General features: G+C 39.6%; 9 protein-coding genes and 1 tRNA gene. 4 read left to right on the plus strand and 6 right to left on the minus strand.

Annotation, left to right across the window (positions count from 1 at the left end; all coding sequences use genetic code 11):
- Positions 1–3: 3 nt before the first annotated feature.
- From OZP13_RS16295 to OZP13_RS16310, 4 genes are read left to right on the plus strand one after another with little or no spacing between them, the layout of a single operon-like run.
- Positions 4–2,376, plus strand: coding sequence for a glycoside hydrolase family 127 protein (locus OZP13_RS16295; protein ID WP_281297864.1), 2,373 nt, complete (start codon positions 4–6; stop codon positions 2,374–2,376).
- A gap of 57 nt (positions 2,377–2,433) precedes the next feature.
- On the plus strand, positions 2,434–3,750 hold the full coding sequence (locus OZP13_RS16300; RefSeq protein WP_281297865.1) for a glycoside hydrolase family 43 protein: 1,317 nt from the start codon (positions 2,434–2,436) through the stop codon (positions 3,748–3,750).
- An 18-nt stretch (positions 3,751–3,768) separates the two neighbouring features.
- Positions 3,769–4,719, plus strand: a complete 951-nt coding sequence (locus OZP13_RS16305; RefSeq protein ID WP_281297866.1) for a family 43 glycosylhydrolase — start codon at positions 3,769–3,771, stop codon at positions 4,717–4,719.
- A gap of 33 nt (positions 4,720–4,752) precedes the next feature.
- A complete protein-coding gene (locus OZP13_RS16310; protein ID WP_281297867.1) occupies positions 4,753–6,738 on the plus strand; it encodes an alpha-L-arabinofuranosidase C-terminal domain-containing protein in 1,986 nt (661 codons plus the stop codon).
- Between the two features lie 92 nt (positions 6,739–6,830).
- Here the strand turns inward: OZP13_RS16310 and OZP13_RS16315 are convergent, their stop codons facing one another.
- From OZP13_RS16315 to OZP13_RS16340, 6 genes are all read right to left on the minus strand, one after another.
- Complete coding sequence (locus OZP13_RS16315) at positions 6,831–7,394, minus strand: DUF4256 domain-containing protein (RefSeq protein WP_269241209.1); 564 nt, start codon at positions 7,392–7,394, stop codon at positions 6,831–6,833.
- A 95-nt stretch (positions 7,395–7,489) separates the two neighbouring features.
- Positions 7,490–8,395 (minus strand): Fic family protein, encoded by a 906-nt coding sequence (locus OZP13_RS16320; RefSeq protein ID WP_269241210.1) that lies wholly within the window; start codon positions 8,393–8,395, stop codon positions 7,490–7,492.
- A gap of 576 nt (positions 8,396–8,971) precedes the next feature.
- Positions 8,972–9,868 (minus strand): type ISP restriction/modification enzyme, encoded by an 897-nt coding sequence (locus OZP13_RS16325; protein ID WP_281297868.1) that lies wholly within the window; start codon positions 9,866–9,868, stop codon positions 8,972–8,974.
- On the minus strand, positions 9,766–10,014 hold the full coding sequence (locus OZP13_RS16330) for a hypothetical protein (protein WP_281297869.1): 249 nt from the start codon (positions 10,012–10,014) through the stop codon (positions 9,766–9,768). Before OZP13_RS16330 ends, OZP13_RS16325 begins: the two co-directional genes overlap by 103 nt.
- Before the next feature lie 1,057 nt (positions 10,015–11,071).
- On the minus strand, positions 11,072–11,455 hold the full coding sequence (locus OZP13_RS16335; RefSeq protein ID WP_269241213.1) for an HU family DNA-binding protein: 384 nt from the start codon (positions 11,453–11,455) through the stop codon (positions 11,072–11,074).
- Between the two features lie 984 nt (positions 11,456–12,439).
- Positions 12,440–12,513 (minus strand) — tRNA-Asn (locus OZP13_RS16340).
- Positions 12,514–12,590: the final 77 nt, after the last annotated feature.

Below are 12,590 nucleotides of genomic sequence, written 5' to 3' on the forward strand. Positions count from 1 at the left end.
AACATGACACCCACAAGTATTCAAAAATCACTTTGCTTCGGATTGATATTCCTTTTAAGTAGTACAATTTTCGGACAGTCTGCTAAATTGGAAAGTTTCCCGTTATCCTCCGTTCGCTTGCTCGAAAGTCCGTTCAAAGCGGCGCAACAAACGGATTTGAAATATATTTTATCCCTTGATGCCGACCGATTATTGGCTCCCTATTTCAAGGAAGCAGGATTGGAAACCAAGGCCATAAACTATCCCAATTGGGAAAATACCGGTTTAGACGGTCATATTGGCGGGCATTATCTTTCGGCTTTGTCCGAGATGTATGCCGCAACGGGAAACCAGCAAATCAAGGAAAGATTGGATTATATGCTCGATGGTCTCGAAAAATGCCAACAGAAAAACGGGAACGGCTATATTGGCGGTGTTCCCGGAAGTAAAGTCTTGTGGGAAGATATTTCCAAAGGAAAAATCGATGCCGGAAGTTTTTCATTGAATGGAAAATGGGTTCCTTGGTACAACATCCATAAAGTATATGCCGGATTGGTGGATGCTTACATTTTGACCAAAAATGAAAAAGCCAAAAAAATGCTCATCCAACTTTCGGATTGGTGTTTGACGCTTACCGCAAATTTATCCGATAAACAAATTCAAGAAATCTTGCGCAGCGAACACGGCGGAATGAATGAAGTTTTTGCCGACGTGGCAGGGATTACAGGCGATAAAAAATATTTGACTTTGGCCCAAAAATTCTCCCACAAAGTTATTTTGGATCCGCTTTTGGAAAATAAAGATGTTCTAAACGGAATGCACGCCAATACCCAAATCCCTAAAGTAATCGGTTTTATGCGTGTTGCCGAAGTTTCAGGAGATAAGGATTGGGCGAATGCCGCCAACTTTTTTTGGAATACTGTCGTGAATAACCGAACCATTTCAATAGGAGGAAATAGCGTGCGGGAACACTTTAATCCTTCTACCGATTTTTCCTCAATGTTGGAATCCAGAGAAGGTCCAGAAACCTGCAATAGCTATAATATGCTGAAGTTAAGCAAGCATTTATTTCTTGCCGATCCTTCGTCAAAATATATGGATTATTACGAGCGCACGACTTACAACCATATCCTGTCGTCCCAACATCCCGATGGTGGTTTTGTATATTTCACGCCCATTCGCCCACGTCATTATAGAGTGTATTCGGAAGCGCAACAATCTTTTTGGTGTTGTGTGGGTTCGGGTCTGGAAAATCACGGAAAATATGGCGAACTTATTTATGCCCACGACAAGCAAAATCTGTATGTGAACCTTTTTATTCCTTCGATCCTGAATTGGAAAGAAAAAGGAATCACGCTTACGCAAAATACCAAGTTCCCGTTTGAAGAACAATCTTCCATCACGCTGACATTAAAAAAACCACGGCAATTTGCCATTAAATTCCGTTACCCTTCTTGGGTGGAAGAAGGCAAAATGAAAATCAAGGTCAACAACAAGGAAATTAGTTTTGCAAAAGACCTGAATTCCTATGTTTCCATTGAACGAAAATGGAAAACAGGCGACGTGATTTCGATAATTTTACCAATGCAAAACAAAACCGAACAACTTCCCGACAAATCAGATTGGGTTTCTTTTGTTCACGGCCCAATCGTGTTGGCAGCCATTACCGACACCACGGATTTAAAAGGATTAATAGCCGATGACAGCCGAATGGGGCACATTGCCAGCGGAGCAATTTACCCCATTGAAGACGCTCCTTTGTTGGTTTCCAACAACTCGAATTTGGCTTCATCATTAAAATTGGTAGAGAATAAACCGGTTACTTTTTCGGCTTCGGATATCATTTATCAGGAGAAATACAAAAACCTGCGATTGGTTCCGTTTTTCCAAATTCACGATGCGAGATACATGATTTATTGGCCTTATACAACCAAAGAAAAATTGCCAGAAATTCAAAAAGCGATGAAAGAAAGAGAAGAAGCGCAAATGAAATTGGAAGCAATTACTATTGATTTGGTTACTGCCGGCGAACAACAACCGGAATCCGACCATAATTTCAAAGGCGAAAAAACCGATACCGGAATGTTTAAAGAACGTCATTACCGAAACGGAAAAGGTTCGTTCAGTTATGATTTGAAAAACACTCTTTTAGAAGCTCATAAATTGCGCGTCACCTATTTTGGTGCCGACAAGAATAAAAATTTCGACATTTATGTCAATGAAGTTTTGGTAGCAACCCTAAATATGGACGGATCTGAAGGAAATCAATTTATTGACAAGATAATCGAACTTCCTGCAGCGATTCTTGATGGAAAACCTAAAATTTTGCAAGTACAATTTAAGGCAAAACCCAATTCGAGTATTACGGGAATTTATGAGGTACGATTGTTGAGGTAGGATTAAAATTGTTATTTCAACCCTGACAGGGTTGAAATTTTTAAAAAAGTACAAAAAATGACAAACATAAAAACCAGCTTTTTTTGCGTTCTAATATTCATTCTTTTGACGTCAACGGCAGCTTTTGCTCAAAACACTAATAAAGACAAAGTAGCTTCCGATGCAAAAGCAGTAAACATTCCCGAAGGCTATTCCAAAAATCTGCATTGGAATTTGTTGCTCGATTCCATTGGTTCGAATGGCTCGACCATTAATTGGAAATCCAGTAAACCAGAATACATTTCAAACGACGGAAAACTATTGAAGCGCTCTCCTCGAAAAGCCAAAAAAATCAAGGTGACAATGACCGCCACAGTTACAGCAGGAACGGCAAAAACCAAAAAAGCATTTGATATTTTGGTGGCTTATCCCGACCAAGAATTGCAAGGTTATTTGTTTACCTATTTCGAAGGTTCAGGCCCAAGAACAAGCGACGAGCAAATCCGCTTTGGGGCCAGTGTCGATGCGGTCAATTGGTTTGCGTTGAACAATAACCAACCTATTATTGATTCTGAAAAAATATCGGGAACAGGCGGAATTCGGGATCCCCATATTTTGAGGGGCGAGGACGAAAAAAGTTTTTACATGGTCGCCACCGATATGAATACCGCAAAAAATGGCTGGGCACACAATCCCGGAATCGTGATGCTGCAATCCGATAATTTGATTGATTGGAAGCATTCGTTTATTGACCTCGAAAAAAGTTATCCAGTCAAGTTTGCCAATATCCAATGGGTTTGGGCACCCCAGACTATTTATGATCCAGCTGCCGACAAGTATTTGGTTTATTTTACCGTTAAATACAAAGACGACTTGAAACTCGATTTTTATTGTGCTTATGCCAACAAAGATTTCAGCGGTTTTGAAAGTGAACCGAAACTGATGTTCAGTCCCAAATACGGAGCTATAGACGGCGATATTATCTATAAAGACGGTACGTATCATTTCTTTTTCAAAGGAAATACCAAGGACGAAAACGGAAAAGAAACCAAAAACGGAATCCGTCAAGCCATTGGAAAAACGCTTCAAGGGTCTTGGACTGAAAATTTCAACTATTTGGATGCCTATTCCGACAAGAAAATCGTGGTTGAAGGTTCAAGTATTTTCAAATTGAATCAGTCCGATTCTTATGTATTGATGTATGATTTATATACCAATCACCGATACGAATTTCAACGAACCAAAGATTTATACCAGTTCACGCCAACACCCGAATCGTTTACCAAAAATTTCTATCCCCGTCACGGAAGCGTAATTGGAATAACGGTGGAAGAAGCCAAACGCCTTAACGAAAAATGGGGCGGCGTTCCGGAAAATTTATTGAAAACCAAATAAACTTATAATTGAAATAAAATGAAAAACATCTTTCTGATTCTAATAACGCTCTTGCTTTCTGCAAATTCTTATTCTCAAAAGGATACTTTGAACGCACCCAAAGCGGTGTTGCCAAATGTTTACGCCGATCCACATATTGCTGCTTTCGGCAAAAAATTCTACATTTATCCCACGACTGATGGTTCCGAAGGATGGAAATCCACGAGTTTTACTTGTTGGTCTTCCAAGGATTTGGTAAAATGGAATTACGAAAAAGTAATTCTGGATTTACCCAAAGACATCAGCTGGGCCAAAGAACGCGCTTGGGCTCCAGCGATAGCTTTCAAAAACGGGAAATATTATTATTATTTCTCGGCCGACGTAAATATTGGCGTGGCGGTTTCCGACAAACCAACCGGGCCTTTCAAAGATGCGTTGGGAGTGCCGTTGGCCAAAAAAGGAATGCTCAAAGGACAAATGATTGACCCAATGGTTTTTGTGGACGATGATGGCTCGGCTTATTTGTACTTTGGTCAAGGCAATTGCAATATCGTAAAACTAAACGAGGATATGATTTCGTATGATGCCTCCAAAATTGTTTCCATCAAACCAAAAGGCTACAACGAAGGTTCCTTCGTGTTCAAAAGAAACGGAAAATATTACCTGATGTGGTCGGAGTTTGACACCCGTGATCCAAGATATTCAGTAGCTTATGCCACTTCCGATTCGCCTTTGGGGCCTTTTGCAAAAGCGGAAGGTTTCCCGGTTTTGAAAGGTAAAGGGATTGTAAAAGGTGCCGGACATCATTCGGTGGTGAAAGTTCCCGGCAAAGACGAATGGTACATTGCCTACCACCGTTTCAAGATCCCTGACGGAAATGGCTACAATCGCGAAACCTGTATTTCGCCAATGCGATTTGACAAGGATGGAAATATTTTGCCGGTGGATGTTTTTGAAAAAGTGGAACCCGTAAAAATTAAAGGGAAGTAATATAAAAATAAAGCTAATAAAAGAATAAAAAATATGAAACACAATCTTATTTCTAAAATCACGCTGTGTGGTTTATTGTTTACCGGCCTTTTTGCCAATGCCCAAAAGACCACATTGGAAGTTGACGTTGCCAAAACCGTTACCAAAATCCAGCCAACGATGTTCGGTCTGTTTTTTGAAGACATCAATTTTGCTGCCGATGGAGGATTGTATGCCGAAATGGTTAAAAACCGTTCTTTCGAATTTGAAAAACCGTTGATGGGATGGGAACAACCCAATACCAAAAGACTTTCTTTGAACAAGCAATCGGGTTATGCAACACCCATTACTATATTGGAGAATAAAACCAATCCTAATTTTTGCAGGGTTTTGGTTAATGACGACAAAGGATATGCCATCATCAACGAAGGATTCAGGGGAATGGGAGTCAAAAAAGATGCGAAATACAATCTTTCGTTGAAGGCAGCCAATTACGAGGGCGCCATCAAAAAAATAATTATCCAATTTATCGACAAAGACAAAAAAGTGTTGGGAGAAACCAGCATCATTCCCACATCGAACGATTGGAAATCCTATTCCACACAATTCACGGCGACTCAAACCGAAGCCAAAGCCAATCTTAAAATCACTTTCGAAGGAACGGGAACCATCGACTTGGACATGATTTCCTTGTTTCCGGAAGACACTTGGAAGAACAGAAAAAACGGCTTGCGCAAAGATTTAGTCCAGCTTTTGTATGACATGAAACCGGGGTTTTTGCGTTTTCCGGGCGGTTGCATTGTTGAAGGAAGAACATTGGCAGACCGTTACCAATGGAAAAATTCGGTGGGAGCCATCGAGAATAGAAAAACGATGATTAATCGTTGGAATATGGAGTTTCCCAAAAAACAAGCACCAGATTATTTCCAAAGTTTTGGATTGGGATTTTTCGAGTATTTCCAACTTTCAGAAGACATTGGCGCAGCAGCCTTGCCGGTGTTGAGTTGTGGAATGGCTTGCCAATACAACACGGGTGAATTAACACCAATTGACGAATTAGATCCTTACGTACAAGATGCTTTGGACTTGATTGAATTTGCCAACGGATCGGAAGCGACGCCTTGGGGAAAACTTCGTTCGGATATGGGACATCCAAAACCGTTCAACCTGAAATACATTGGTGTTGGAAACGAGCAATGGGGGCCTGATTACATCGAAAGGTATAAAGTTTTTGAAAAAGCCATTAAAGCAAAATATCCAAAAATCATCATCGTTTCCGGAAGTGGCCCTTCGCCGGACGGAGAATATTTTGAATATGGAATGCAGGAACTCAAAAAGTTGAACGCCGAATTGGTGGACGAACATTATTATAAAAGTCCACAATGGTTCAGGGACAATGCCACGCGTTATGACAACTACGACCGAAAAGGACCTAAAGTATTCGCAGGGGAATATGCTGCCCAAAGCACAACAGCTGGTAATACATACAACACCAACACTTGGGAATGTGCTTTCTCTGAAGCCGCTTTCATGACCGGATTGGAAAGAAATGCCGAAGTGGTTCATCTAACTTCTTATGCTCCATTGATGGCACACGAAGAAGCTTGGCAATGGTCGCCCGACATGATTTGGTTCAACAATTTGGAAGCTTATGGTTCGGCTAATTATCAGGTGCAAAAGTTGTTTGCGCTTAATAAGGGAACCGATTTGTTGAACATTACCAAAGAAGGAAAACCGCTAACAGGACAAAATAATCTCTATGCTTCGGCCGTTAAAGATGCCAATACCAAGGAAATCATTGTAAAATTGGTCAACACGGCAGCAACACCACAAGAAGTTTCGGTTGATTTGAAAGGAAGTAAATTAGAGTCCAAAGGAACCGCAATAACACTTGTCAGTGCGAATTTAACTGACGAAAACTCTTTTGCCGCTCCGGTAAAAATAAGCCCGACAACAAGCGAATATAAATTGAAAGGCGACAAAGCACCAATGAGTTTGCCAGCTTATTCCGTTACCGTTTTGAAGTTGAAACTGAAATAATAGTCACGAATATTTTGTAATACAAAGGAAAGGCCGTCAGAAATGATGGCCTTTTTGTTTCCTAAACAGTTCCAGACAACCTAGGCTTTAAATTAAACTCTTAACAATCCACGGAATCCCCTGGCAGCATAATAAGATTCCGCACCGTTGTGATACACGAAAACAGTGCCATAACGAAAATCCGTAAAAATGGCGCCACCCAGTTTTCTAATATCGGCAGGAGTTTTTATCCAACTAGATGTTTTGGAGTCGAAATTGCCCAGTTGCTGCAATTCTCGGTATTGTTCTTCCGTTAAAAGTTCAATACCCATTTCAGATGCCATTGCAACAGCACTGTTTTTTGGTTTATTTTCTTTTCTTGCCTCCAATGCTTCGTGGTCATAACAAACGCTTCTGCGGTCTTTGGGACTTTCTGCCGAACAATCATAAAAAAGGTATTCGTTCGTGTTGGTGTCATAACCTGCAACATCGGGTTCGCCGCCCGTTCTTTCCATTTCATTTAGCGACCACAGTTTCTCGGGATTGGCTTCGAGCTTTGCTTGTATTTTAGCCCATTCAAGGTTTTTGTGGCGGTTTTTGTTTTTGTCAAAACGTTCTTTCAGAACGCTGATTAGTGTTGAGCGTTGTTCTGGGGACAAATGTTTTTTGTTTTCCATTGTCGTAAGTGTTTGTTTTGGCTTTGCTATTTATTTTGTTCCAAACAAAAATAGGTAAAATCAAGACGGAAAGGAAGTTGTTACAAGTGTGAAAATTAGAAAGTGTCTTTTGCAAAATCTATTTCAAAATAGTTTAAAACGACTTTGTAATTATCTTGTGCCGCAAGACAAGTGTCCAGTAGATATTCTTTTACATTGTCCCATTCCTGTAATCCTCGATAATAAAACAATTTCAAATCATCATCGATTATAAACGGCACCACATTATTGGCCAAACATTCCTTGAATAGAATCAATCTTCCAACACGACCATTGCCATCCTGAAATGGGTGAATCACTTCAAATTTCTGATGGAAATCGATAATGTCTTCGATGGTTTTTTGTTCTATGTTATGGTAATTCAAGAGTAGTTCCTTCATCTTCGCTGGAACTTCTTTGGGAGGGCAAGTTTCGTTTCTCCCAACTTCATTGGGCATTTTTTTATATTCGCCCACCTTGAACCAGTCTTTACGGCTATCCGAGGTGCCTGATTTCAACAAATAGTGGAGTTCTTTAATAAGTGATTCGGCCAGTTTTGATTTTGCTTTATCAATAATCAAATCAATGCAACGAAAGTGGTTGTTGGTTTCAATAATATCATCGACATTGAGATTTTCGTCAGCAATGCCTATCGTGTTGGTTTCAAAAATAAAACGGGTTTGTTCTTGACTCAATCTGCTGCCTTCAATTCGATTCGAATTATAGGTCAGATCAATTTGTGTGCGATGGTAGATGCCGCCTTTCAACTTCATCTCTTTTTGCTCTTTGAGATGATCGAGCAAAGGGTTGTTGCTGAATTTCTTTTCTTTTTCCTTTTTGGGCAAAGAGGCATCTTCTGGAATATTCCAAGTTTTACCAGTTAGAAAAGCACCATTAATCTTTCCTGTGGCACAATAGTTACGGGCTGTTCTATCGGGGATATGCCACTTTTTTGCAAACTCGTTTACGGAAATATACTTCATACACTTTTCTTTTAACTTGCCGGTATCGGCAAATATACGACAACAAAGTGTTTTTAACTCGTTTTCTTGCCGATAAAGGCAAAGCTTCTATAAGCATAAGTTTGAGAAATTTACCAAAACCAAAAAAGGCCATCATTTCTGATAGCCTTTCTGCTTTTTACTGGGGTCTTTTGAGGAACTATAGTTCGATAATGGAACATTCAAAACCATTGTTGTGCGATTAAAACTTTAAAAAAGCTAATAACTCCAACATACATGTTTCCTGGGGCAATGTAATTAAGTTACGACTTTTAGCCGTCACTTCGAGTGATTTTCAATAGTAATGCGATAGCTTTACTATTGAAAATTGTATCGAGAAGCCTATAATAGTGGAGTTCTCGATACATTTTATTAAAAAAAGCTGTCGCATTTTTTAATAAAACACTCGAACAGACGAGGACGAATCCTTAACTTAATGACGCTGCCCTAGGGTATACTTTGATTTTATCGGACAACAATGATTCAAAACGTCATTAATCAATCCATGCTCTTTTAATTTTGGATAAGTCAACACCCACGATGCTTACGATTTGCATTTTACTCGATGTCTATGGTATTGATCTCTTTCATCAATCGATCGGTTTCAAATAAAGCCACGATGATTTTTTGATAATGGGCAATATCGTCAAATTCAAGTTTTCTATCTTTCCTGTCTTTCAACCATTTTTGTGCAGGCTGATAACCGCCAATGTAGAAATTCCAAGCCACTTCGGGAACATTCTCGAAATATTGCGTTTCGTTGATGAATACATTTCCTGTTTCAGCTTTGTCAAAGTTTGGAACTTTGACAAAGCTTGGTTTACTCACCACACAATCCCCGTCAATATTAAACTCCGTGATGTACTCTTCCACTGTGGCGCTTTCCAGCAAATGAATTTGCCTGATTTGGGAACCCAAGGCAACCAATTCCCAAAAGGTTTTGGAGTCTTTTGGATAAGGGATTTTTGGGAAATCTATTTTCAGGAATTCCTTGTATTTCTCTCTGTACGTTGGCGAATGCAAAACCGCATAAATGTAATCGAGAATGTCAATTGGCGCCAAAGTTTGCCTGAATTCCGGACGAACATCCTCATTGTTTGCCATGCAAACATTGCCTTCGAGTTCTTTCTCGGGAACAAAAGTCAAACCTAATTCCTTGGCTATTTTGTTGACAATTTCTGGGTTTAGATTGGGGATTCTTAATTCCCCTTTTGAGGGGTGCCCGAAGGGCGGGGTGGTTATTTGGTCTGTTGAAAGTTGTCCGTTGGTTTCGGGGTAAAAGTAAAGGGGAAAAACAGTACCACCGCCTCTTCTATAAATATTTTGGTCTGTTAAATCTTTGCAAATAAAAATTACATTCCAATCATTACCACCAGCAGCTTGTCCTTGGCTTCGATAAATCCTATGGGAATGTCTTTTTTTACTTTGGTCAGTATGTAATCGGGTGCGCCGCATGACTGTCTTTTGGGTTCGTTGGTGGCTCTAATGTCGGGAACAATCGTCTCGATCAATTGTTCCAAAGTGCCTCTAAAAGTGTGCTCGGTTGCGTTTCCAAGTTTGTATTTGGAAGCAACATTTTCTATATACTGATCTAAAGTCATTTAAAAAGGGGATTTGTTTAGCCAAAGAATGGCTTTCATTCTTTGGCTAATTTACACCTTTATTTCTTACAATAGTGGGAGGAATTAGGCAATAAATGCATTTTGCAAATTACGGGCCGTGTTTGGGCAAAGTGGCGCCAAGGGCTCAATACTTTTCAACAATTGGAAGATAATTAAGAACAAACAGTACTACATAAGCTGCAATTTAATATATTTACAGCAGAATTCGAAACGACTAGCGGGAACTATTCGATGCTTTCGAACATTTAAATTTGCTCAAAAAGACGGGTTACTAGCTGCTTTTTTTGAGCTTTTTTTATGGGAAAAAGGGAAGGAAAAGGATTGTTTTTTTGAAAGTAATGCGATTTGGGATTTGAATTATTTCTTTTATTCGGGTTATTTGTCATTTCGACCAAAGGGAGAAATCACATAACGAGAGCAACACAATGGAGCAACTAATGTGATTTCTCCTTCGTCGAAATGACCAAAGGAGGATGATTTTGAGCTTTTTTTATGGGAAAAAGGGAAGGAAAAGGGCTTTTTTTGAAAGTACTGCGATTTGGGATTTGAATTATTTCTTTTATTCGGGTTATTTGTCATTTCGACCAAAGGGAGAAATCACATAACGAGAGCAACACAATGGAGCAACTAATGTGATTTCTCCTTCGTCGAAATGACAAAAGGAGGATGATTTTGAGCTTTTTTTATGGGAAAAAGGGAAGGAAAAGGGCTTTTTTTGCCCCTGAAAACCAGCAAAAAACTGATTATTTTCTCCTTTTTCAAGTCTTTTTTGGCATAAATTCTCCCTTCGGAAACCACATATTGGCCTTCTTTTTTTGAATTATTGAGAAAAAGGAGCAGAAAGGAAGTTGTTTTCAATTCGTCCCGACGGGATTTTCACTTCGTCAAGACAAACTTTTCACTTCGTCAGGACGCAACGTTTGTCTCGTCAGGACGAATTGACGAAAGTTTTCGTGATAAATAGACAAAAAAAACCTCGAGTGCGGGAACACTCGAGGCTTTCGGACATGTAAAATTGCTCTACATGGGCGGGTTACTAGCCGGCTTTTTTGAAGGATACGCCATCAAGCATCGCGCGCATTTTTTTGCCCGGACGGAACAAAATGCGACTTTTTCTGATGGTGGTTGCCGAAACTTCTGCGGCAGTGTCACTTCCTTTGGAGCTGATGCCCACCTGAAAATTGCCCAACCTGCCCAGTTTCACGATTCGACCTTGACCCAGTTCGCCAATGATGTTGTGCTCCAAGGCCATCAACACGGCATAACAGTCGGTTTCGGTAACCGTACATTGATAGGAAATCAGCTCCGCGAGCCTATCCAAATCGACATTGCCATCTGCAATTGCAGCGGCGTAAAATTTCTCGGGTGCAGTCACGTCCTGAGGATTCTTTCTGGACTGCGTTTTGAATTTAATAGCCATAATTTACGCGTATTAAATTAAACAAAAAAATAGTTTGTCTTAATGCGCTGACCAGCAGTGCCTAATTGACGATTTCAAAGATAGTACGTTATTTTGGTAATAAAAAACCGACTTATCAACATGTGTTGATGCTGCTTAATTATTAAAATACAATCTGTTGTTTGTGGTAAGTATATGATTAATAGTAACTTGAAAAACAATAGCTCTCGAATTGGTATTTGTAAGCCCATTTTTTAATCAACAATGGGAGCGTTAAATATAGTTTAGCCACATTTTTTTTTTCGCATTCCAAAATTTGGGGATGGCTAAAGCCGTTTTTTGAATAAATTCCCTTTCTCATAACGAAGAGAATGTAAAACAGTCCCATTGACAAAATCTTTAGCTTAAAATCCTGAACGCAAGTTTGGTTTTGGGGAATTAAGGCTTTGTGGTAATGCTAAAAAAAGGCTATTCGTCCCTGCAAATAGCCTTTATGCCTTTCAAGTAATTTATTCATGATGGCTAGATGTACTAAATTCTGGATAGGAATCTTGCTTTTCGCAGGGCATTCGCTTTTAAAAAAGAAAAATAAAGTTAGCCACGAATTACACTAATTGCCACTAATTTTTATCAAAATTTAAAATTGAAGGGCACGAATTTTATCTATTTTAAGAATGGGTGCAATCAAAAACTAATGGTAATTCGTGTTATTGGTGTAATTCGTGGCGGAAACTTTTAAAAGCGAATGCCCTGGCTTTTCGTGCCAAACCTTGTTTCTGGGATTGGCAATCAATTTCTAGAAAAGAAATCCAGCCGCTGGCGCTGTAGGTACATTGTTGATGTTCCTTGGAGGTTAAATAAAAATCGAGTCTTGGTGTCAAATCTGTCGTTAAGCCTTTCTAAAAGAGGCTTGCTTTGGCAGAATAAAGAATAGAGGCACCAAGGACTAGTTTAGAAGTTTGTTAAAACAAAAAAAGCCCGACATTGCTGTCAGGCTTTTAAAAGCTCCCTCTCTTGGGCTCGAACCAAGGACCCTCTGATTAACAGTCAGATGCTCTAACCAACTGAGCTAAGAAGGAAACTGTATATTTTAAATCTATTAAGGAACGTATTGTTTGCTGTGCTTGCTGATGTTTGTGTTTCATCGTTTAAGCGG

It is taken from the genome of Flavobacterium limnophilum (assembly GCF_027111315.2).
Lineage (GTDB): Bacteria > Bacteroidota > Bacteroidia > Flavobacteriales > Flavobacteriaceae > Flavobacterium > Flavobacterium limnophilum.